The organism is Metamycoplasma alkalescens (assembly GCF_900476125.1).
GTDB lineage: Bacteria > Bacillota_I > Bacilli_A > Mycoplasmatales > Metamycoplasmataceae > Metamycoplasma > Metamycoplasma alkalescens.
The window spans coordinates 501,986-527,168 of record NZ_LS991949.1 but is presented as its reverse complement, the minus strand read 5'-3'; the positions used below and the strand labels follow the sequence as shown (position 1 = coordinate 527,168).

The window sequence follows — 25,183 nt, the reverse complement described above, 5'->3', positions numbered from 1 at the left end:
TTTTATGGAGAAAAAAAATAAGAAAGAATTTGATGAAATAATTGAAAATATTATTGAAAAAAACATGATTGAAATCATGAGCAGTAGTTTTTCACGTTTTTCAAAATATGTTATCCAACAAAGAGCAATTCCTGATGCAAGGGATGGTTTAAAACCTGTCCAAAGAAGAATTCTTTATTCAATGTGAAATTTAAAATTAAGAAATAAAGACCCATTTAAAAAATCAGCCCGGATTGTCGGGGATGTTTTAGGTAAATATCATCCACATGGCGATAGCTCTGTTTATGAAGCAATGGTAAGAATGGCACAGGAGTGAAAAAGTAATTATCCACTTGTGCAAATGCATGGAAACAAAGGTTCAATTGATGATGACCCAGCTGCTGCAATGCGTTATACTGAATCAAGATTAGAAAAAATTACCGAATTCATGTTAAAAGATTTGGAAAGAAAAGTTGTTACTATGGTCCCTAATTTTGATGATTCAGAGTATGAACCAACAATTTTACCAACACTTTTTCCAAACTTATTAGTTAATGGAGCCGTTGGAATTGCATCCGGATTTGCTACCCAAATTCCACCGCATAATTTAGCTGAATTACTTGATGCAACAATTGCAATGATTAAAAATCCAAATATTACTATTAAGGGGTTAATGCATTATGTCAAGGGCCCTGATTTTCCAACTGGTGGGGTTATTTATGGAACAAATGGCATTGAAGAAGCTTTTAAGACTGGTAAGGGGAAAATAGCTTTATGCTCAAAATATAAATTTATTGAAAATAAAAAAAATAAAATCACTGGCATTGAAATTTTAGAAATTCCTTTTGGAGTAATAAAATCAAAACTTGTTTTTGAAATTGACTCAATTATTTCTTCAAAAGCAATTTCAGGAATTAAAGAAATTAAGGATCAATCTGATCGAAATGGTCTTTCAATCTATATTGAACTTGAAGAAGATTCCAATGCGGAAGCAATCATTACATATTTAATGAATAAAACAAAACTAAAAATAAATTATGATTACAATATGTTAGCAATTTATAAAAATGCGCCATGCTTACTTTCACTTGACAAAGCATTATTTGCTTTTTTAGAACATCTGAAATTAATTAATACAAAAGGGATTAATTTTGATTTGCAAAAATATAAATTGCGTCATGAAATTGTGCTTGGATTTATTAGGGTTGCTGAAATTTCTGATCAAGTAATTAAATTAATTAAAGAAAGTGATAATTCCAAAAAAGGTGTTATTTTAGCTTTAATGCAAAAATTCAATTTTTCTGAAATTCAAGCCACAGCAATTGCCGAACTAAGATTATACAAATTATCAAGAATGGATCAAATTGAATTTCAACAAGAAAAAAATGAACTTGAAAAATTAATTGCACAATGTCAAAATCTTTTAGATAATGAAGAAGCATTTAATAATTTTTTAATTTCACAATTAACTGAAATTAAAAATCAATTTAAAAAACCACGTCAAACCAAGATTAATCAAGAAGTAATTAGCACAGAAATTGATTATAAATTACTAACTAAAAATGAAGATTTTTATTTTTTTGTTTCACAAGAAGGTTACATTAAAAAAATTAGTAATAAAATCTTTTTAGCAAATGAACTAAGTTCATATAAACTAAAAGAAGATGATGCAATCAAATATTATGACAAAATAAATTCATTATCAAAATTATTATTTATTACAAATAAAGGAAACTTTTTTGTTTTAGAAGCACATATTTTTAAAGATAATTCATGAAAAGAATTAGGAGTTCATATTTCTTCGCTTGTTAATCTTGATTTCAATGAAAAAATCATTCGTGTCATGGAAATAATTTCTTTTAATACATATCTTAATTTAATTTTAATTACAAAATTTGGTTATGCAAAAAAAGTTAAAATTTCGACTTTTGAATCAAAAATTTTTGCAAAAAAAAGAAGTTGCATGAATTTTAAAAATGAAGATGATGAACTAGTTGATGCAAAAATTAGTAATGATGAAAAAGATCTTTTTATTTTGCTAAATAACGGTCTTTATTTTTTAATTTCGGAAGATGTTTTTTCATCTGATTTAGCGCTTAAAGCCCAAGGAATCAAGTTACTTCCGAAATTAGATAAAACCCATGTTGCAGCTTTTTGTACATGTTCAAAATTCAATCAAGTAACAATGCTTACTGAAGATGGATTGCTAAAGCAATGAGATATTGGCGAAATTGCTTATACCAATCGTACTAATCGTGGGACTTTTTTATTTAATTTGTTAAAAAATTATAATTGTAGTCCAAAATCACTTGAGATAAAAACAAAGCAATTGGAATTTCTATTCACAAATAAAAGCAATGAAGTTATTCAATTTGATTTAAATGAACTTGATAAAGATCATTCTAAAAATGAAAAATTAATTAATAAAAATTTAGAGTTTAATAATTCTGGTTATTTAATTCAACCACTTAAAATTACTGAATTAATTGAACCTAATGAGCAAAAAAAGAAAGAAATTGAAAAATATTATTTGCAAAAAATCAATGCCAAAGAATATTCGCAATTTAGTGTGAATGAAATTCTTTTTCAAAAATATTATCTTAAAAAAAATATGAAGAATTCTTTCTTAGAAACGAATAAAAATGAACAGTTACAATTATTTGATTTTGATAATAATTTTGAAGAAAAAACTCAATCATACGATCCTAAAGAAGCACAATTAAATCTGGATGAAAAAATTGCTGAAATGGATAAAATTGATCTTGATTTCTTAGAAAGAAAAGTAAAAGAAATCACAAAAAAATAGTTATAATTTATAAATATCTTTTTAATCTAAGAATAATCATCATTAAAAATTGGCAATTAGCGAAAGGAATATTATGAGAAAAGATGTGAGATTAGCAAATAAAGTTAAAGCTGAAAAACGAGCACATAAATTAGCAAAAGAAAGAGCTCGTGATTTAAGAAGAGCAGCTAGAAAAGCTGCTGCTGAAGCACAACAATAATTACCAATAATTTTAAAAATAAAAAAGCACAAAGAAAAATTTAATTTCTTGTGCTTTTTTAAATCTAATTAAATTATTTATTGAAAATTTCTTCCTGAATTTTTTCATATATATCAAGTCTTTTTTCAATATCAACTTTATTAATATTTCAAGCTCTTGTTCCTTCACATAAATTAATAAATTTCTGTAGCATGTTATTTCCATTAATTTCTTTTAATGTGATTACAATTCCAAATTTAAGTCCTCTTCCTTGATAATTATTTAGACGTTCCTTAACTTTTATACTAATGCCTCATTTTCCATCTATACCCTGTTTTTTTAATCGACGTTTTCCACCTTTTTTAGTTAAGAAATTTTCATAAATATGTTTAACATTATCCCATTTACGAAATAATTCACGAGCTTCTTTTTCATATAGTAAATATGTTTGATCCTCAGATTGCTTATTTTTATTTATTGAATCAATTTTAAGTTTATTATCTTTTAATTTAATTCGCCCAAAATGAATATCTAGTTCACTATTAGTATAATCAACTCCTTGATTGCGGTTACAATTAGGAAAATAACAAAGTGTTGCCCTTGCAATAAAAGGATGTTTGTTTTCATTTACGACAGGAACTGGAATATTATGATTATATGTTTCATATTCTTCTGTTTTACTAGTTAATAAAATTCGAATTTCATCCGAAGCAGATGTAAGAATATCATTAATTTTAATTGGTACAACACCATGACCAATTTTTTGCTGATTCAAAATAGTTTTTTTACTATTTCATTTAATTGCCGAATCAATGATTAATGCTTTTGCTAATTCACGATTAATTTGCATTTTATGAATAATGAATGCTAATTTTCTTGCAATTCAAGGTGCTGCAAAAGATGTTCCAAAAGAAAATGTTTCTCCCATCGGTTTAAAAACTTTTATTCCTTTTTCTTCAGTTCCACCATAATAACTAACATCAGGTTTAATAAAAAATGATAAAACTTCACCAATTCTTGTGTAATTTGCTGGGTTGTTTTTAAAGTCAACTGAATTGACAACTAATGAATTTATTGAATCTGCAGGGGAACCGATTTTTTTAAGATTTTTTTTGTTTTCATTTTTATTATTTGTACCTGCAACAACAAAGATAACATCATTTTCAAATTGAATTTTATCCAATCTTGAAGCAACATAAGAAATGGAATTTTCATTTATTTCAGAATTTGAACCTAATGATAAGTTTCAAACTTTTATATCAGAATTTTTTCTAACTATTTCTTCAATCGAATTTGCTATTGCAAATGCACTAAAATACCTACTCGATGCTACTCCAAAATGTCTAACTCGGAAATGACCACACCCATCATCTAGTTCTGGGTTTAATCTATGTCCATCAACAATGATTGAAGAAACAGCAGTTCCATGGGCATAATCTTCTTGACTTAGACTTATTTCTTCATTAAGCATATTTTTAAACTCAACTCATTTTGAAAAATAAACATTTTTATCAAACATTGTATCAATAACACCAATAATTGGTTCATTTTTTGGGTCGTCAATTGTTCTTTGATTGCTGATTTTGCTCATAGAATCTTCAGTTTCAAACTCAAAAAGATCATTTGCCTCCATCGAAATTAAAAATGGTGCCTTACTTTTAAGATTTTCATAATCATTATGATGCAATAGCAATGTTGTTCCATCATCAGTAATTTTATTAAAACTATCAATTCCTAATTTTTCTAAAATTTTTTTTGTTTCGATGTTTGTTTTATAGATTGTTACAATCATATTATCTTTTAAATCAGTGCTTACTTCTTTTTGTACACTAATGTTTTCAAGATAAAAACAATCTACAACAATATTTAAAAAACGCTTTTTAGATATAGCATCCGATGAACTAAAAACTTCTTTATAACGATCCTCATTAATTGCATTGATTGTTTCATGTGAGAGTGATGATTTAAATGTTTCTTTGATAATATCAATTACTTTTTTTAGATTTGACAATGATTCTTGTAATGTACTTAATTCAATGCAATATGTAATTACATGTTTTTTATTATATGATTCATCATTTAATTTTTCACTAATAAACTTAGCGCCAACTATTGCAGCATTATTTTTAGCAAAATCACTATAAAAAAGTCCTTTGATTCGTTTGCTTTTAGCCATTACCCGGTCAAAAGTGCAAGTAATAAGTGGATTGATTTCCAAACTCACGGTTTTTCAATATTTCAAAACATTTTCCAGTTCATTTTTAAGTTTTTCTATCTTATTTGAATTTATAGAACTATTAGCTGGAATGTTAATTTCATTGTTTCCAAAAATATTTTTTGCAGAAGAAAAATTACCTGATAATTCAATGATTTTATTTCGATTCATCTAATAATCCTTTTAAATCTCTCGAAATTTTACTTTTGGAAACCCCTGTTAGTAATTCTGTTTCTCTTATGCTAAACCCATATTCTTTCATTGTTTTTAAATCATTATTTTTGGAAACATAACTAAATAATCTTTTCAAATAATCAAATTCATCATTTGGATCGCTAAACGCTAAACAAGTTTTAATCATATTTTTTAATTCTCCAGGAAAAGGAATATTCTGCATTGATGAAATAATTTTTCTAAATAAGCGAATATTTTTTCCAATATTTTTATATTTATATTTAGATAAGAAGAAATTTAAAATTAATTCTGCAATTTGAATTAGTTCATCTTTTTGATAACGATTGAAATCAATGATTGAATCAAATCTTCTTGAGAGCGCTTTATCAAAGTGTTGATACAAATTAGTTGTTGCAATTAATAAAATTTTATCGCTTAAGTTATCAAGTCCATTTAAAATACTTGTTGTTACTCTTCCCATTTCTCTAACATCACTTGAATCAATCCGATTCAGAGCTATCGCATCAATTTCATCAAATAAAATAACTGCTTTTTCAGGAAAACGTAGTTCATTGATTTGTTTAAATAATTCGGCAATGTTTTTTTGTGTTTGTCCTAATTTGCTATCAATTAAATTATTAAAATCAACTAAAAATAATTCTCTTTTTAAAATTCTTGCAATATTTTTTGCACTTTCTGTCTTTCCGGTTCCTGGTGAACCAATAAACAAAAATTTATTTATACCGCTTTGGTTAAAACAAGAATTGATAATTCCTTTAATATCATTTTCAATAACACTAGGTAAAGGAAGCGGATCACCCTTTAAATTTATTTTTTTTGCAAAAGTTATATTTTCACCATTATTCTCTTGCGGAACAAAACTATTAACATCAGAAAGTAATGACAAAATATAAAGAGATAATTCCTCGTCTCCCATATTATAAAATTCTTTCGCAATTAAATATGCTTCATTCCGAAAAGCTATATCATTATTATCGACATAATATCTAATCAAGTTTATAACATTACCTTTTTTCATATTTTAAAAATCCTTATTATAATTTAGGGTATATTAAATATTATAAATGATAATGGGACAAAAAAATAAAAATAGGGACAAAAATCAAAAAAATAATTTAATTGATTAACTTATGATTTTTTTTACAAAAAACTACATAATAATCTTGTTTAATAATATTTAAAAATGCAAAAATTTTAATAAAAAAGATTAGTTAGAATATGATGAATTAGTTGATCTAACAAAATTTTGGAATAAATTGAAACATTTACTAAAGAAATTCCAAAAATAGCATTAAAATAATCAAAAAATTCAAGACAAAATCAGTCTTGAATTTTTAATATATAAGTTATTATTTATTTACTTTTTTTCAAACTTTGGTTTATTTTTTATATGGATACTAAAACCATCAAATTCTTTTACTTTTTTTACATTTCATCTAGAAAGATCCTGATTAAAAGAAGATGCATTTAGAAACATTTGTTGCATATTTGTTACATTTTTTGTATCTCAATTAGAAATATCTTGGTTAAATAATGTGGCATCAGTAAACATATTGCTCATTGATTTTACATTAGAAACATTTCAATTTGAAAGATCTTGATTAAATTTTTTTGCATTTCTAAACATATTATTCATTAGTTTAATTCCCGATACATCTCAATGTTTTAAAGATTTATTAAATTTTTCAGCATTATAAAATAATAACTGTAAATCTGTAACCTTATTATTATTAACCAATTTGAATAAATCATTATCAAATTCTTTTGCACCAAAAAACATTCCATCAATGGATTCTAAATTATTGACGTTTCATTTTGAAAGATCTTGATTAAACTTTTCAGCATTTTGAAACATTTTTCTCATTGTTGTAACATTGTCTGTATTTCAGTTTGAAATGTCTATATTAAATGCTTTGGCAGAGTCAAACATTCCCCACATTTTTTCTACATTTTTGGTATCTCAGTTTGAAATATTGCCATTAAATTTTTCTGCACCATTAAACATGTAATTCATATTTTTGACATTGCTTGTATTTCAAGATGTTAGATTTTGATTGAAATTTTTTGCATGTTGAAACATTCCCATCATACTTTCAATATTAGAAGTATCTCATTTATCTAAATTTTCAATTGACTCACTATTATTTTTAGCAAAAGCAAAATTTAAACTAATAATTTCTTCTGGTAGTTTTTCTGGAACTTTTTTGACACTAGGTGCAAACATTTTAATTTTACCCTTATTGTCATAACCAATTACTATGACTTCTGTTTTATTTGCATTATATTTGGTATCAACTGGAGTTAATAAATCTAGTTTTTTAATTATTAAGTCTAGATTTCCTTTAATAAGTTCTGAACTAGATTTTGCTTTAATTGTAGCTTTCCCTTCATTATCAAAATTAGCTCTTTTTAAAATTTCAAATTCAAAATCATTTTCTGTTAGTTCTTCTAATCCAGATATTTTTTTTAAATCATTTAAAAAATCATTTGATTTTCAATTATTTTTTGGATTAATTTCATTTTTCAATTTAGAAATATCAATTTTCAATTTTATTTTTGGTTCTTTATTGTTAATTAATTGATTTTGATCATTTTCATTTTTAGAATTATCATTAAGATTGTTAATGATATTATCATTTTCTTTGCTGTCATTATTAATTTCATTATTTTGATTTTTTTTACATGAAGCAGCTATAAGTGGCGAAGATGCAACTGAAATACTTACTCCAATTTTTAACAAAAATTTATTTAATTTCATTATCCCTTCTATTAAATTTAGTATTTAAATTAAGTCAAAATCCAATTATAAAGTATATATTTTTTTGTTTTTTTTTATGGCAAAAAATATTAAAAATATCATTTAAATAAGAGCTTTTAAATAAATAATCAACAAATAATTCAATATATTTAAAAAAGAGGATCTTATATTGTTTATAATTAATTCATAAGTAATTTATAGGAAATGAAAAATATAGAATGAAGAAAGACACATTAAGAAAAAATATATTAATAGGTTCTACAATTTTTTGTTTGCTTCAATTTCCCTTAATTTCTGTTTCATGTAAAAATCAACAAAAAGATGATTTTTCACAAAATCAAAATGATAACTCAGAAAATCAAAACAACAATAATTCCCAACCAATACCTGATTCTTTTCATAATAATGATTCACAAGATAATACTCAACAAAAACCTGATAATCAAAATCATAAGGATCCACAAAACAATAATAATTTTCAACCAACACCTAATAAACCTAATGAAAATAATGAAGGTAATAAACCTCAAACTAATAATGATGAAGAAAAGAATTTTATTGAACACTTCGATAATGTTGCGCCCTCATTAAATCATGGTTATGTAATTGAATATGATCAATCGAATGATTTTTATCAATCACTTGATGGTTTAAGTGGCGAAGCATTAAGAAATAATCTTTTTTTATTACAAAAAGCAAATCGAAATAGTACACCTAAATATAGTGATTTGTGAAAAACATACGAGGATGCTTTTGTTGATAAATATTATGAAAATGATGGAACTGTGCTAGATTTTTATACAGAAATTCCGAATGGAAAAGATAAATATAGTTTTAGTTTTAATGATCGCTATCAAGGTGAAAAGGTAAAAAATGAGGGAGAAAAATTCAACCGTGAACATATCATTCCTCAATCATGATTTGGCAAGAAAAATCCGATGAGAAATGATGCTCATCATGTTTGACCAAGTGATGTTATAGTCAATGCAATTCATGGCAATTTACCATATGGAACAACAAAAAATGGCAAAATTGTTTCAAGCAATGGGTCAAAACTTGGAGCTTCAATTGAAGATGGAAAAGATGTTTTTGAAGTCATCAATGAGTTTAAAGGTGATATTGCAAGAGTTTATTTTTATTTTGTCTTAACATATCAAGATAAGAATCTTAATCGCGGAAACATGGCAAATAGGGTATTTGAAAAGATTAATGGAAAATATAAAATCAAACCTAACTTTTTAAATACATATTTAAAGTGAACAAAAAAGGACAATATTTCACAATTTGATCTTGATCGAAATAATGGAATTTACAAACATCAAAAAAATAGAAATCCATTTATTGATTATCCTGAATTAATTGCGGTTTATTTTGAAAATGATAATAACTTTGTTTTTAAAAATAAGGGAATTGCAAATAAAATAATTAAAAAAGCAAATTAATCTATTTAAAAAAATAGCATCAAAAATCAGATTTAAATGATGCTATTATTTTTTATATGATTTTAAATAGATTTATTTGAAATAAAAGTTAGATTTTGAAAGGTATATTGGATATTAAAAATGCGAATAAGAATTGAAAAAATTATTGCCCAACATTTAAATGTTTCAAGAAATGATGCAAAAAAAATTATTCATCAAAACCGTGTTTTGGTAAATAAAAAAATCCTTAAAAAACCAATTTCAATTGATTTAAAAAAAGATGTGGTTGAAATTGATAATGAAATTGTTGATTATAAAGCAAACCAATATTTTATTTTTAATAAACCAAGTGGTTATGTGACTGCTAATTTTGATAAATTGAATCAAACAATTTTTGAAATAATTGATCTAGATCCAAATAGTTTTTTTGCATATGGAAGATTGGATAAAGATACTGAAGGATTATTAATAATTAGTAATGATGGTAAATTAGGACACCAAATTATGAATCCTAAATTTGAAATTGCAAAAAAATATTATTTTGAAATTACAACTGAGTTTGATCAAAAAATTAAAAATCATTTCCCGAAACCAATTTTAATTTCTAATGATTACAATGTTAAAAAATATCATTTTGAATTCTTATCAAATAATTCTGGATATTTAACAATTTATGAAGGAAAATTTCATCAAGTAAAAGAGATGTTGAAATTTTTTGGTTATGAAATTAAGTATCTAAAAAGAATTCAAATTGGGAAATTAAAATTGGATAAAAAACATGAAATTGGGCAATTAAAAGAAATTTCTCTTGATGAACTTCAATTGGTCTTTAAGCAATAAATTCAATTAAAATTAATATTAATGCAATTTTTTTAAAAATATAATATAATTTTTTAAAAAAACATAAAGTTTTGTTTCTTTATTAATTAAATTTTATTTAATATAATTTCAATAATATTTATAATTGTAATCTTACAAATTTTTAATTTAATTTGATCTTTGAGATATTTTATATTTAGTAATCTTGTTTATAAAGAAACAAGCAAGAAAAAACGGAGATTATATATATGAATAATATAACTTTACCAACTTCATTAGCAAGTTGAACACTATTTTCAATGAAAAGTAGCAAAAAAAGAAATATCGGGATTTTCTTTAGTGTATTTATTCAAATTGTTTTAGCAATCTTTTTTATTACTGATATAGTCTTAACACTAATGAAACATCATTCTTTTGGAACTAAAGCAATTTTTGGTTACACAATTGCAAAAATTTTAATCTTAACCTTTTTAACAATTATTAATTTTATGATTGTATTGCCAATTACAAATAAATTGCTTGCAAAAAATGACGATTTAAAAAACAATCAAAAAAGCAGTCTTGCAAAACATCTATATGATGTAATACAAAATAAAAAAGAAATGTCAAAATTAATCTGAACAAATACTTGAATTAATGCAATTTGATATTCTTTATATTTCTTGATTTTTGGATTAACTTTTATGCTACTAATTCCAGGGTTAGGATATCCTGTTCTTCCTGGTGTTTGAGCAAATAACATTATTATTGCTTTTGCAGGCGCATCATTAATAAAAATGTTTTTATTTGATAATATATTAGTTCCATTTGCTTTTAGCAAGGAAGCAAATAAATACATTAAATGTAATAATGTTGCAAATTATTTATGAATTATTTTAACATTGGCTTTCTATTTCTTGATTTTAATAATTCTTGAAATTGCAGTTTATTTAAACATTATTAGTGGTTGAACTGATATGCTTACAATAACTGTTTTATTCCCAATTATTTTTGCCTTAATGTATTTAGCTAAAGCAATGATTATAATTGCTGCAAATAAGGAAAATAAGAATAAAAATGTTTATTTAGCAGCATTTTTAGTTATCCCTTGTTATGAAAAATAATAAAATATGTAAAAACAAATTTTAATTTTATGAAAAATCTTCTATTTTTATAGGGGATTTTTTATTTTAAAAAAAGAATTAAGTTTTAAATAAAATTGCTTTTTTTAATGAAACTTAATTGTAAACATACAAAAAAATATCTAATTATTTAGAAAAAAATATAGAACTTTATTTGTTTATTAAGTTAATTATTTTAGTTATTTAATCAACATTTTATAACAATCAAATGTTTCAAAAAATTTAGTATTTTAAATTTTTATTATTCCAATAAATTGCAATGAAAAATATATGTTATACCTTCGTTTTTTCAAATTAGTTTTATTAAAAAATAATAATTTTTTATTTTCAAATTATTCTATAAAGACTTACTCTTATATCCCTTTGCTTTTTTTGGTTTAATTTTGTATAATTTAAACTATGACAATAAAAGCAGATAAAAGAAGGTTATTAATATTTATTATTAAAATATTAACTTTGTTTATCATTCCTACAATTATTTTTCTTGTAGGTATTTTTAGTTTTTCAACAGAATGAAAACTTGCAATCATTGTCTTATATTTCTTGCTTATTTTTGGGTTAGGAATATATACTGCTTTTCTTGTTCGGAGTTTTTTAAAAGAATCGCTTGTTGTAAACCGAACATTGAGTCAATATCTTCAAAATGAAATTAGTGATTATGGGATTGGAATTTTGGTTTTTTTAAATAATGGCAAAATTATTTGAGCAACAAATTTTATTTTAGAAAAATTTGAGCAATCAATCATTGGCAAAAATATTAAAGAAATTTTTATGGTTGAAGATTGAAAAGATGGCAATAATACATTTATTTTTCAAAAAGGTAATTATCAATATGAAGTACATATTAACTTTGAAAAAAATGTTGTAATTTTTAAAGATATCACATTTCAAAGTAGCTTACTTGATGACTACAAAAGACAATCACTTGTTTTGGGAGAAATTCATATTGACAATATCAATCTATATCAAGTTTCTTTATCGCAAGATGATTTATATAAAATTTATTCAAACTTCAGTTTATTGTTTGATGAAATTGCTAAAAAATATAATATTGTTTATCATCAATATGAAAATGGGCAATTTTTTATTATCACAAATAAAGAAACACTTGATTCGTTTGAAAAAATTGGATTTAAACCATTTCAAAATTTTAATAATAAAAACTTAAATAAAAGAATTTCATTAACACTTTCAGGTGGATTTTCATATGGTGTTTTTAAATTTGAAACATTGGATAAATTAGCAAGAGAAGCTTTATTACAATCTAAAGCCCGGGGCGGGGATCAAATTACAGTTCTTACAAAAGATGAAAAACCCCGCTATTATGGTTCGAGCTCAGAAATTGATATTGATATGTCAAGAACAAATGTTTCCTACATTGCAAATATTTTGATCAATAAATTAAAATCAAAAAATATTAATAGAGTGATTGTTTATGGTCATCGGAATGCTGATTTAGATGCTTTAGGATCAACTTGGGGAATTTATAAATTAGCAAAATCATTTCAAAAAGAAGCTTTTATTCAAAATAAGACTTTTGATGAAACAGCGCAAAAAGCATTTAATCTTTTAAGTCCAATTGAAAAACAAGTTTTCATTAATCCAACAGAAGCAACACATTTGAATGATTCACAAACTTTAGTTGTAATTTGTGATACTTCTGCAGAAAATCGCATTGAAAATAAATCAGCTTTTAAGAATATTGAAAAAGAAAATATAATTGTCATCGATCATCACCGTCTAAATTCAAATCCTAATTTTATTTATAAAGAGAATTTATACATTGATTCATTAGCTTCATCAGCTTCAGAGATTGTAACTGAAATGATTGCAATTACAAACAACGCTGATAAGATTGATAGTGAAACTGCACAACGTTTATTGGATGGAATTTATCTTGATACAAATAATTTCAAAAAACAAACTTCATCAAAAACTTTTTCAGCTGCTGCATTATTAGAAAAATGAGGAGCAAAAATTTCAGTTTCAGTTAACAACCTAAAATTTAATGAAAAAGTTTTTGGCCAAGTTTTTGAGTTACTAGAAAATTTGGCTGAAATTAAACCTGGATATTTTTTGGCATATAAAGATATTTTTGTTTCTCCTGATGTAATTTCAATTGCTGCCGAAGAGATTTTAAGAGTCAGTGGCAGAAAAGCAGCATTTGTAATTGGGGGCTTAATTGGCACCAAAAAATATAAAATGTCAGCAAGGGGAATTGATACAAATGTGCAATTAATTGCTGAGGAAGTTAATGGCGGTGGTCATTTTGGTACTGCTGCTGCTGAGAGTGATGAAAAACTTGAAGTATTTGTTGATAATTTAATTCAAGCAATAGTGAGTGTAAAAAATGAAAGTAATAATAATTAAACAATACCAAAATTACAAATTAAACGAAATTGTTGAGGTTAATGATGGTTTTGCAAAAAATTTTTTAATAAAAAATGGTTATGCGCAACCTTTTAATAAGCAAACACTAGCAAATTTAGAAAGAGTTAAAAAACATATTAAAGAAGACTATCAAAAAGAAATTGCTGAGGCAACAAAAATTAAAGAAAAAATTGAATTATTAACTCTAAATTTTTCTTTAAAATCAAATCGCAATGTTGTTCATGGTTCAATTACAAACAAAGCAATTGAAAAAGAATTGTTAAAGAAGAATATAAAAATCGGACCGCATGCGTTGGGAAAAGCTTCATATAATACTTTTGGTAGACATTATATCAATGTTAAATTGCATGATGAAGTAACAGCAATTTTATTAATTGAAATTTTTGAAGAAAAATAAATGAATATTTAATTAATTAAAAGAAAGTGACAAAATGGATAAAAGATCATTAAGTTCGAAAGAAATCGCAATTGCAAATAATGAAGCCTCATTGCTGGGGCTACTTTTAATCTCCCCTGAAGCATATTTGAAAATTGGTGTAATCATTCGTCCAGAAATGTTTCATTTTCCAAGTCATCAAATCTTATATAATGCAATTGCTGAAGTTAATAATAATTCAAAGCAGTTTGATATTTCAAACTTAGTTGTTTACTTAGAAGAAAATAAGCAATTTGATGCAATTGCTTCATTCATGATGTCACCAGCTGAGTATTTAGGTTATTTATCAGAAAATGCTGGTTTTATTAGTGAAATTGAAATTTATGCAAAGAATATTATTGATCAATATAAAATTGATCGTTTGGATGAATTAGTAAAAGAAGTTGAAGATACAATCAAAAATAAAGTTTTTAATATTTCTGATTTATTGTCGCATATTCAGCTATCATTGATTAATATTGATATATCTGAAATCAATTCAACATATGAAAAAATTGGTGACACAGCCAACACAATTTTGCAACAAATTCTAAAAAAAGAAGAAAATGATATAGGTGTAGGACTAAAATTAGGATTTCCTGAACTTGATGAAGTACTTTTAGGACTTAATAAGGGTGATTTAATGATTTTAGCAGCTCGGCCAGCAATGGGGAAAACTGCTTTTGCCTTAAATATTGCTAATAATGTTGCTAAAAGAGGGAAAACAGTATTATTTTTTAGCTTAGAAATGTCAAATCCGCAATTAGTTCAAAGAATGATGGCAATTGATTCATCAGTTTCAATTGCAAGATTGAAAATTAAAGATTTAGACATTGAGGATCAAAGAAACTTGATTCACACAGTTGAAGATATGTCAACTTGAAATATCTTTATTAATGACAAAGCAACATTGACAATTTCAGATATATCAACCTTATCAAAACGTTTTGCAAGAAATGCAAAAGTTGATTTAGTAATTATTGATTATTTGCAATTAATTGGTGATGCTTCAAAACGTTCGCAAGAAAATCGACAATTAGAAGTAGCAAAAATTTCGCGTTCATTAAAGCAATTAGGCCGTGAATTAGAATGTCCAATTATTGCATTGAGTCAATTAAGTCGGAATGTTGAAAAACGTGAAGATAAAACTCCTTTAATTTCAGATTTAAGAGAATCAGGAGCAATTGAGCAAGATGCTGACCGGGTTGTTTTTTTACACCGTGATGATTATTATAAAAATAAAAAAAATAATGAACAAGCCCAAAATAATGAAAATGATCAAGAAAAAGTTCAAGCTTCATTAACAAATGTAATTGTGGCAAAAAATCGGCATGGCGCAACAAAAACAATTCAATTACTTTTTGTTCCGGAATATAATCGTTTTATTTATGACAAAGTAGCAAAAGATAAAATTAAAACCCAATTAGATAGTATTAAAAGAACAAAGGAAGATTAGAGATGATGAACAAAGAATTAAAAAAACTCGATAAAAAAATTACCAAAAATAAACTTTCAGCTGAAGCAAAACAAAAACAAAAAGCTGATAAAATGGCAATTCTAAATCCCCAAAAAGTTAACATCTTCAATATTTGAAAAAAATACCCTAAAAAGGTAATGTGGATGTTACTTAGTTCATTTTTATATAATATTGGTCTAACAATTTTTCTAAAAAAAGCTGCAACAATTGCTTCTGGAACTTCGTCATTATCACAAATTATTACTTTTACAGCCCCAGCAACAGCACAATTCTTTGGACTATTTTATGTATTAGTAAACTTACCGCTGATGTTTGCTTTTTGAAAATTAAATCCACGAATGTTTATGGTCTTAACTTATTATTGAATGTTTTTTCAAATCATTGTGCAATTAATTTTTATTGAATATAATGGTCGTGGTTCAAATCCTATTGTTAATTTTATTAATCAAAAAATTTCTTTTTATAATCCAATTGGACAAACAAATTATTATTGGGATCCTTTTGGTTTTGATACCCGTGTTCTTACAAAATTACAAAATGAAGATCCAAATAATATAAGCAATATTCTAAATGTTGCAATGGGCAATGAGGTTGAAGGATTAAGTCAATCAGGTAAAGAAATTGCAATTTATTTACAAAATCAATTTGGTGGAAATGATTTGAAAAATATAGTCGATAATATTGGGGATATTCAACAATCAGTGGGCATAAAAAATATTAATCTTAATAATTTAATTCCACAAATTTTGAATGGAAAAAATCAAACAAAAATTTATGGAATTTATGATGGACAAAATTGACCTGTTATTTTCTATGCGATTCTTGGTGCTCTAACTGAAGGATTTGCTTCAATTATTGCTTGAAGACAAAGAGGTTCAATTGGGGGGTCTTCAGTTATTTCAAACTATATTGCTTATAAAAATAAAAAGCCAGTTGGCAATGCATTCTTATTAGTTTCAATTTGTTTCTCAGCATTTTCAACAATTGTTGTTGGATCTCTTGAATATACAAGAAATATTACTGGACACGTTTGAGATGGAAATTTATTTTTAGTAAGAATTTTAGGTACAATTGCATACTTACTTGTCTTTACAATTTTGGTAAATAAATTTTATCCAAAATATAAAAAAGTAAAAATTGAAATCTATTCAAAATACCCAGAATTAATTGCTGAACAATTTAAGAAAATTAATTATGTGCATCCATTTAATATTTTCAATGGTGTTGGTGGATTTAGTCATAATGAATTTGGTAAAATTGAAACAGTTGCTTTATTTTTTGAAAGAGATATTATTTTGGAAGAAGTCAAAAAAGTTGATAAAAGTGCATGAATAACAATTTCAAGTATTCATGGTATATCTGGTCAATTTGATACATCGTTTGTTGATTAAGGGTCTTTTTAAAAAAGCCTCTTTTTTTATTAAGTTTGGTTACAAATTCAAATTTAGTTGTTAAAAAACCTTATAATTTTATATATTTTTATTTAGGAGCAAAATGTCTAAGAAAATAATTTTGGGAATGAGTGGTGGTGTTGATTCAAGTGTTTGTGCATATTTGTTGCTAAAGCAAGGGTATGATGTTGAAGGACTTTTCATGCGCAATTGAGATTCATTTTTAAACCATGATTTTTTAGGAAATGAAGATTTAAAAAATGATATTTGTCCCCAAGAACAAGATTATTTAGATGCAAAAAATGTTGCTAATCAACTTGGAATTAAATTGCACCGCGTTGATTTTGTAAAAGAATATTGGGATAATGTTTTTCAATATTTAATCAATGAATACAAAGTTGGTCGTACACCAAATCCAGATATTTTTTGTAACAAATATATCAAATTTAAAGCTTTTGCTGATTATGCTTTTGATCATTTAAATGCTGATTATATTGCTATGGGTCATTATGCTAAGACAGTTGATGGGGAATTATTTAAAGCAAAAGATGATTCTAAAGACCAATCATATTTTTTAGCACAACTAAGTAATGAACAACTAAAAAAAACAATTTTTCCTTTAGCAAATTTAACAAAAAAAGAAGTCAGAGAAATTGCAAATAAATTAAATTTAGCTACAGCACAAAAAAAAGATTCAACAGGTATTTGTTTTATTGGTGAACGTAATTTTGCAAAGTTTTTAGAAAATTATATTCCAGCGCAACCAGGGAATATTATTGATATTCATTCTAAAAAAATTGTTGGAAATCATTTTGGAGCAATGTATTACACAATTGGTCAAAGAAAAGGCCTAAATTTGGGTGGATTTGCAAAACCATATTTTGTTGTGGGGCACGACATTGCAAAAAAAATTATTTATGTTGCCAATGATGATCATCCTGAATATTTATTATCAGACAAATTAATTGGAATTAATTGAAATTTAATTGCAAAAGAATATGGTCAAACAAATCTAAGTGCAAAATTTCGTTATCGCCAAAAAGATATTCCTTGTGAAATTAGAATTTTAGAAACAAATCAAATTGAAGTTACATACCCTGCAACTGAAGCAGTCACACCCGGTCAAGAAGTTGTAATTTATGAAAACAATAAGGTTATTGGCGCCGCAATCATTGATCAAGTTTTTTTCAAAAACACCAAAAAAGATTATTTATAAAGTCTAGATTAAGGAGAAAAAATAATGCTTTCATCAAAAGAAATTAGGCAAATGTGATTAGATTTTTTTGCTTCAAAAAATCATTTAGTTATTGAATCAAAATCATTAATTCCCCAAAATGATCCCTCACTTTTATGAATAAATTCTGGTGTTGCTACTTTAAAAGATTATTTTAGTGGCAAAAAAGTTCCTCCAGCAAAAAGACTAACTAATTCTCAGCGTTCAATTCGAACAAATGATATCGAAAATGTTGGGGTGACTTCAAGACATCATACTTTTTTTGAAATGCTTGGTAATTTCTCAATTGGTGACTATTTTAAAAATGAAGCAATTGCATTTGCATATGAATTTATTTTTGATGTTCTAAAATTAGAAAAAGAAAAAATTTATATTACATATTTTGAAAAAGATCTTGATACATATCAAAAATGAATTGATTTAGGAATTGATAAAACACATCTAATTAAGGGTTCAAAAGAACAAAATTTTTGGGATGTTGGTCAAGGACCTTGTGGACCAGATACAGAAATTTTTTATGACCGTGGAGAAAAATACGATTCGCGGGGAATTGAGTTATTAAAAAATGATCTTGAAAATGATCGCTATATTGAAATTTGAAACATTGTTTTTTCACAATTTAATAATGATGGGGAAAACAATTACACAGAATTAGCAACAAAAAATATTGATACTGGGGCGGGTTTAGAAAGAATTGTTTCAATTATGCAAGATGCTCCGACAAATTTCGATACAGATTTATTTTTACCAATTATTAAAGAAGTTGAAAAATTAACAAAATTTCATTATGATATTAATAATTATTTTGTCAAGAATCCAGCCCAAACTAAAATCAATACATTATTTAAAATTATTGCTGACCATATTCGGGCAAGTGTAAATGCAATTGGTGATGGTGTTAAACCATCCAATGTTGGAAGAGGCTATATTATTCGGCGTTTAATAAGAAGATCCTACCGCTCAGGAATCTCGCTTGGAATTGAAGAAAAAGCTTTCTTGTATAAATTAGTTGCCGCTGTGAAAAATTCTTTAATTTATGATTTTGATGTTAATGAAGTAACAAAAGTAATTAAGGAAGAAGAAGAGATATTTGCTAAAACAATTCAAGATGGTGAAAAGCTTTTAGAAAATGAACTTGAAAAAAATGGTTTCATTGATGCAAAAACAGCGTTTAAAATGTTTGACACATATGGTTTTCCAATTGAATTAACAAAAGAGATTCTTAAAGAAAAAAATATTGAAATTAATCTAAATGAATTTCAAGAATATTTAAAAAAACACCAAGAAAAATCACGAGCAAATACTGAAGTTGGAATGCAAAAAGTAATTAATTCATTATCATTAGTTCCAAATAAAGTCTCAGAATTTATTGGTTATGATTTTTTAGAATCAAAATCAAAAATTTTGTATTTATTAAATGAAGAAGAAAAAATTAAACAAACAACTTCAGATAATGATCTCTCTTATTTAATTTTGGATAAAACTCCTTTTTATGCAACAAGTGGGGGTCAAAATCATGATTTTGGCTATATGTTGCAAAATAATAATTACATTGAAGTTTTAGATGTTTTTAAAGATAAATTTTGAAACCATGTGCATGTTGTTAAAGGGAAAATTAATCAAGAAGATGCAATTACTTGCTATGTTGATGCTTATAAACGAATTAATTATGCAAGAAATCACAGTTCAACACACATTATGTTTCATGCATTGAGAAAAACATATCAAAACGATGTAATCGAGCAATTAGGTTCAAATATTCATTTTGATCACTTTACATTTGATTTTGGTTTGGACCATCGTCCAACAAAAACTGAAATTAAAAATATTGAGAATATCATGAATGATTACATTGCTATGCATGCAAAAAGAAATTATATTATTACTTCTGTTAAAAAAGCTCAAGAGTTAGGAGCTTATATGACAATTGCAGAATCAGAATATCATGATGCAAATAGTGTTCGTGTTGTTGAGTTTGAAGGAATTACAAAAGATCTTTGTGGTGGGACCCATGTTGAAAATTCATCGATAATTGAAAATTTCAAAATTGTTTCAGTTGATTCAAAAGGAAGTGGAATTTATCGTTTGAGAGTTATTACATCAAATGAATTTGTTAATTCATATTTAGAAAATGAAATAAAAGCAAAACAAGAACTACTAGAAAATTTAATTAGAAACAACCAACAACTAAAAGCTGACTATGTAATTTCATTTGAAAAATCAATTCCTAAATCAGTTAAAAATAAAGAAGAACTTTTAGAAGCTTATGAACAAATTGAGCACCAAATTCGAGAAGATTATAAAAAAATTCTGAAAGAAAAAAATAATCAAATCATTGATGTTAGTTTGTATCAATCCCAATTAGTTAATGACAAAAAAATCTTTTTTGTTTTTGAAAATGAAATTAATAATTTAAGAAAAATTACAATTGAGTTGCGTGAAAAAAACCCTGATGCAATCATTTTTGGTTTGATTGAAACAAAAAATAACAATTACTTTTTAATTCTTAATTCAATCAAGTTTGATACTTCCTTAATTTTTAAAAATATTCTTAATAAATTTGATGGTAAAGGTGGGGGAAATCAAAAAGTAAGTCAAGGATCGATTGCAACAAATTTAGCAAAAAATCAATTAATTGATGTCCTTAAGGAATTAATTTAATGCGCAAATTAGCTTTAGATTTAGGGACAAAAACATGTGGATTTGCAATTAGTGATTTAAATGCTTCAATTTCATTTGCGCTTGAAACATTAAAGTTTGAAGAATGACATTTTATTGATGTGATTAAAAAAATTGAATTTTTTTTGTATGAAAGTCAATATAAAAATGAAATTGACTGCATTGTTTTGGGATATCCTTTGCGAATGGATTTATCTAAAAGTCCGCGCACATTTATGGTTGAAAAATTTAAAAAACGTTTAGAAGCAATCATTCCAATTGAAATTGTTTTGCAAGACGAAAGACAAAGTACAATTGCTGCTGAAAATATTTTATTTGAAGCAGGATTAAATGGGAAGCAAAGAAAACAAAAAAAAGATGCGCTAGCAGCACAAATAATCTTAGAAGATTTTTTAAAAAAGGAGTCAAACAAATAATGACTGAAGAACAAAAAGAGTTAAAGAAATTAAATAAAATTAATATTTATTCTCAAGATCGTGAAATTATTTTGGATGATAATAGTAAATTATATGTTGTTTTTGAAATAGAAGAAAATGGCGAAGATTTTTTAGTCTTAACAGATAAAGAGGCTTTTATTTTTGCTAAAATCGAAAACGACAAATTAGTTGAAATTAAGGATGAAGCTATCATTGAGATTTTACTTGATTTATTTGACCAATTTCTTGAAGAAAATGAATTGGTTGATGAAAATGGCAAGAGCTTAATGGAACATTTTTTTGATGAACCAAACTAACAAAAATGTACTTAATTTTTGGATATTTAAATGCTAAAATTTTCTTATAAAGCTTCAATTTTTAATAATACAAGTAAATTATCACCAAACACAAGAATTGGTTTAATTATTTCGATTTTTGTTGCCTTAGGAATTGCAATTATTGTTTTAGTTTTAAGTCTTTGATATAAAAAAAGAGTCTCTAAAAAATATTTATTATTAAATGAAGAAACTGAAATTGCAAAGCTAGGAGAAAAAAATCCAAATTTTGGAATTGTTTTAGATGGAATTAAAAACTTTTATCAAGATAGTCTAAATGATTTTTTTACTTGCTTTGTGATTAATACAATTTATTTGAATGATTATGAAAAGATTTATTTAGAAAATAATAATAACTACTTAGCACTTTCAATTACTAATTTAGCAAAAAAAGAAGTATCTTGAAATGGCAAAGAAGATTTTAATCTTAACAATGAATTAAAAAATCAATTTCCAGATCTAGATTTTTCTTTGATAAAAAATGTTGATAAACTAAATGATTTTGCTGATTTAATTGTGCTTTTAGACTTAAAAAATCAAGATCTAAAAGAAGTTATTGCTAAAAAAATTCCTTTTTTAAAAGATTCAGGAATGATGATTATTGAAAATAATAAACAAGAAAAAATTAAAAAAATTCAAGAAATTGCGAGATTTTTTGATTTACGATATGAAACATTAAAATTCAAAAATAAAAATGTTATACTTTTAGCAAAAAATAATATTAAAGAAATTATTGAGAAAGAAAATTAAACTTATGGAAGATAAAAAAAATTATTTAACAAAAGAAGGGTTTGAGCAATACAAAAAACGGCTAATTTATTTACAAGAAGAAGCAAGACCGGCTGTTATTGAAGAAATTAAAGAAGCAAGAAATCAAGGGGATTTATCAGAAAATGCCGAATATGATGCAGCACGGGACAAACAAGCTGCAATCGAAAATGAAATTTTGGAAATTCAACATATCTTAGAAAATGTCATTTTAATTGATGAAGATACATCAGGGTCAAATATTGTTCGAATTGGTTCAACAGTCAAGTTATTGAGTCTAACATCAAAAACTGTTTTTACAGCGACAATTGTTGGTGCACTTGATGCTGATCCATTTAATGGCAAAATCTCTAATTCATCTCCTTTAGCCAAAGCAATCTTAAATCATAAGGTTGATGAAGTTGTTGAGGTTGATGCGCCAAAAAAATATAAAGTTCGAATTGAATCAATTATGTAAAATAATTTTAAATATTATTAATTTATGCTTTTTATAACATTAAATTCGATGTTGTCAATTATATAAAAATATAAACGTTAGAATATGACTAGAAAATAGTCATATTTTTTTATCTTTTTTATTTATCCTAAAAAATTAAGATTTATTATAAATATTTATTATATTACTTAATAAATCACTAAAATTTCATTGGCCTCGTAAGCAAACTAAAAAAATTAATTTATTTTTAATTAATCAAAAATATTTCCTATATAATTAAGCAGTACCTTTTTTGAATTAGTTTTATTTTCTTAGGTTACAAACATTACAAATAATAAAAATTTTATTTTTTTATTTAAAATAAAAAATTATTTAATGTATAATTGTTACTTGTAAATACTTCTTAATTTTAATAAAAAGTGTTTTATGATAGTTCTTTGAAAACTGGATACAAATACCATAACGTCAATTTTAATTTCAATAATTGAAATAATTTTAGATAATAATAAAATAACCAAATCAAATTTTAATTTTTAAGAGTTTGATCCTGGCTCAGGATGAACGCTGGCTGTGTGCCTAATACATGCATGTCGAGCGAGGTTTTTTAAACCTAGCGGCGAATGGGTGAGTAACACGTGCTTAATCTACCCTTTAGATTGGAATACCCAATGGAAACATTGGCTAATGCCGGATACGCATAAAATCGCATGATTTTGTTGTGAAAGGAGCCTTTAAAGCTCCACTAGAGGATGAGGGTGCGGAACATTAGTTAGTTGGTAGGGTAATGGCCTACCAAGACTATGATGTTTAGCCGGGTCGAGAGACTGAACGGCCACATTGGGACTGAGATACGGCCCAAACTCCTACGGGAGGCAGCAGTAGGGAATATTCCACAATGAGCGAAAGCTTGATGGAGCGACACAGCGTGCACGATGAAGGTCTTCGGATTGTAAAGTGCTGTTATAGGGAAAGAAAACTTGGTTGAGGAAATGCTTCCAAGCTGACGGTACCCTGTCAGAAAGCGATGGCTAACTATGTGCCAGCAGCCGCGGTAATACATAGGTCGCAAGCGTTATCCGGAATTATTGGGCGTAAAGCGTTTGTAGGCTGTTTATTAAGTCTGGAGTTAAATCCCAGGGCTCAACCCTGGTTCGCTTTGGATACTGGTAAACTAGAGTTGGATAGAGGTAAGCGGAATTCCATGTGAAGCGGTGAAATGCGTAGATATATGGAAGAACACCAAAGGCGAAGGCAGCTTACTGGGTCTATACTGACGCTGAGGGACGAAAGCGTGGGGAGCAAACAGGATTAGATACCCTGGTAGTCCACGCCGTAAACGATGATCATTAGTCGGTGGAGAATTCACTGACGCAGCTAACGCATTAAATGATCCGCCTGAGTAGTATGCTCGCAAGAGTGAAACTTAAAGGAATTGACGGGGACCCGCACAAGCGGTGGAGCATGTGGTTTAATTTGAAGATACGCGGAGAACCTTACCCACTCTTGACATCCTTCGCAAAGCTATAGAGATATAGTCGAGGTTAACGGAGTGACAGATGGTGCATGGTTGTCGTCAGCTCGTGTCGTGAGATGTTTGGTCAAGTCCTGCAACGAGCGCAACCCCTATCTTTAGTTACTAACGAGTCATGTCGAGGACTCTAGAGATACTGCCTGGGTAACTGGGAGGAAGGTGGGGATGACGTCAAATCATCATGCCTCTTACGAGTGGGGCAACACACGTGCTACAATGGTCGGTACAAAGAGAAGCAATATGGCGACATGGAGCAAATCTCAAAAAACCGATCTCAGTTCGGATTGGAGTCTGCAATTCGACTCCATGAAGTCGGAATCGCTAGTAATCGCAGATCAGCTACGCTGCGGTGAATACGTTCTCGGGTCTTGTACACACCGCCCGTCACACCATGGGAGCTGGTAATACCCGAAGTCGGTTAGCTAACCTCGGAGGCGACCGCCTAAGGTAGGACTGGTGACTGGGGTGAAGTCGTAACAAGGTATCCCTACGAGAACGTGGGGATGGATCACCTCCTTTCAACGGAGAGTACACATACTTTTGTTATGGAGAAATGATTTGTATCCAGTTTTGAGAGATCTATCTCTCTTTTTGTTCTTTGAAAACTGAATATCGACA

18 protein-coding genes and 1 rRNA gene are annotated in these 25,183 nt (G+C 26.7%); 16 read left to right on the top strand and 3 right to left on the bottom strand.

Annotated elements, in window-relative coordinates:
- Nucleotides 1–4 precede the first annotated feature (4 nt).
- The gene (locus tag D2845_RS06575) at nt 5–2,785 is read left to right on the top strand and encodes a DNA topoisomerase (ATP-hydrolyzing) (RefSeq protein ID WP_110858364.1); all 2,781 of its coding nucleotides are present in this window, start codon (nt 5–7) and stop codon (nt 2,783–2,785) included.
- A gap of 73 nt (nt 2,786–2,858) precedes the next feature.
- Complete coding sequence (locus D2845_RS06960) at nt 2,859–2,984, top strand: hypothetical protein (protein ID WP_274517379.1); 126 nt, start codon at nt 2,859–2,861, stop codon at nt 2,982–2,984.
- 73 nt (nt 2,985–3,057) lie between these two features.
- On the opposite strand, the gene D2845_RS06570 is transcribed toward D2845_RS06960, so the two are convergent.
- The 3 genes from D2845_RS06570 to D2845_RS02280 form a co-directional block, all read right to left on the bottom strand.
- The gene (locus tag D2845_RS06570; protein ID WP_110858363.1) at nt 3,058–5,349 is read right to left on the bottom strand and encodes a S8 family peptidase; all 2,292 of its coding nucleotides are present in this window, start codon (nt 5,347–5,349) and stop codon (nt 3,058–3,060) included.
- Complete coding sequence (locus D2845_RS02285) at nt 5,336–6,391, bottom strand: ATP-binding protein (RefSeq protein ID WP_110858362.1); 1,056 nt, start codon at nt 6,389–6,391, stop codon at nt 5,336–5,338. Before D2845_RS02285 ends, D2845_RS06570 begins: the two co-directional genes overlap by 14 nt.
- A gap of 339 nt (nt 6,392–6,730) precedes the next feature.
- Nucleotides 6,731–8,131: a BspA family leucine-rich repeat surface protein gene (locus tag D2845_RS02280; protein ID WP_110858361.1), complete on the bottom strand. Its 1,401-nt coding sequence runs from the start codon at nt 8,129–8,131 to the stop codon at nt 6,731–6,733.
- Between the two features lie 218 nt (nt 8,132–8,349).
- On the opposite strand from D2845_RS02280, the gene D2845_RS02275 reads away from it, so the two are divergent.
- From D2845_RS02275 to D2845_RS02210, 14 genes are all read left to right on the top strand, one after another.
- Nucleotides 8,350–9,573 (top strand): endonuclease, encoded by a 1,224-nt coding sequence (locus tag D2845_RS02275; protein WP_110858360.1) that lies wholly within the window; start codon nt 8,350–8,352, stop codon nt 9,571–9,573.
- A gap of 120 nt (nt 9,574–9,693) precedes the next feature.
- The gene (locus tag D2845_RS02270; protein WP_002881979.1) at nt 9,694–10,392 is read left to right on the top strand and encodes a pseudouridine synthase; all 699 of its coding nucleotides are present in this window, start codon (nt 9,694–9,696) and stop codon (nt 10,390–10,392) included.
- A 227-nt stretch (nt 10,393–10,619) separates the two neighbouring features.
- Nucleotides 10,620–11,474 carry a hypothetical protein gene (locus D2845_RS06565; protein ID WP_110858359.1) on the top strand — a complete coding sequence of 285 codons (855 nt, stop codon included), beginning with the start codon at nt 10,620–10,622 and terminating at the stop codon, nt 11,472–11,474.
- A gap of 417 nt (nt 11,475–11,891) precedes the next feature.
- The gene (locus D2845_RS02260) at nt 11,892–13,862 is read left to right on the top strand and encodes a GGDEF domain-containing protein (protein ID WP_110858358.1); all 1,971 of its coding nucleotides are present in this window, start codon (nt 11,892–11,894) and stop codon (nt 13,860–13,862) included.
- Entirely contained in the window at nt 13,843–14,280 is a 438-nt protein-coding gene (gene rplI / locus D2845_RS02255) for a 50S ribosomal protein L9 (protein WP_110858357.1), read from the top strand. The genes D2845_RS02260 and rplI overlap by 20 nt, the downstream gene beginning before the upstream one ends.
- Nucleotides 14,281–14,314: 34 nt before the next feature.
- The gene (gene dnaB, locus D2845_RS02250) at nt 14,315–15,754 is read left to right on the top strand and encodes a replicative DNA helicase (protein ID WP_110858356.1); all 1,440 of its coding nucleotides are present in this window, start codon (nt 14,315–14,317) and stop codon (nt 15,752–15,754) included.
- Nucleotides 15,755–15,759: 5 nt separating this feature from the next.
- A complete protein-coding gene (locus D2845_RS06560; RefSeq protein WP_197712587.1) occupies nt 15,760–17,166 on the top strand; it encodes a DUF2179 domain-containing protein in 1,407 nt (468 codons plus the stop codon).
- Nucleotides 17,167–17,269: 103 nt separating this feature from the next.
- Nucleotides 17,270–18,382 (top strand): tRNA 2-thiouridine(34) synthase MnmA, encoded by a 1,113-nt coding sequence (mnmA, locus tag D2845_RS02240; RefSeq protein WP_110858355.1) that lies wholly within the window; start codon nt 17,270–17,272, stop codon nt 18,380–18,382.
- Between the two features lie 24 nt (nt 18,383–18,406).
- Nucleotides 18,407–21,061, top strand: coding sequence for an alanine--tRNA ligase (gene alaS / locus D2845_RS06555; protein WP_110858354.1), 2,655 nt, complete (start codon nt 18,407–18,409; stop codon nt 21,059–21,061).
- A complete protein-coding gene (gene ruvX / locus D2845_RS02230) occupies nt 21,061–21,495 on the top strand; it encodes a Holliday junction resolvase RuvX (RefSeq protein ID WP_002881991.1) in 435 nt (144 codons plus the stop codon). Before alaS ends, ruvX begins: the two co-directional genes overlap by 1 nt.
- On the top strand, nt 21,495–21,812 hold the full coding sequence (locus D2845_RS02225) for a hypothetical protein (RefSeq protein WP_002881992.1): 318 nt from the start codon (nt 21,495–21,497) through the stop codon (nt 21,810–21,812). The genes ruvX and D2845_RS02225 overlap by 1 nt, the downstream gene beginning before the upstream one ends.
- Before the next feature lie 30 nt (nt 21,813–21,842).
- Nucleotides 21,843–22,580 (top strand): BC85_0335 family putative methyltransferase, encoded by a 738-nt coding sequence (locus D2845_RS06550; protein ID WP_110858353.1) that lies wholly within the window; start codon nt 21,843–21,845, stop codon nt 22,578–22,580.
- 4 nt (nt 22,581–22,584) lie between these two features.
- A complete protein-coding gene (gene greA / locus D2845_RS02215; protein WP_002881994.1) occupies nt 22,585–23,055 on the top strand; it encodes a transcription elongation factor GreA in 471 nt (156 codons plus the stop codon).
- Between the two features lie 508 nt (nt 23,056–23,563).
- Nucleotides 23,564–25,084 (top strand): 16S ribosomal RNA (locus D2845_RS02210).
- The last annotated feature ends 99 nt before the right edge of the window (nt 25,085–25,183 follow it).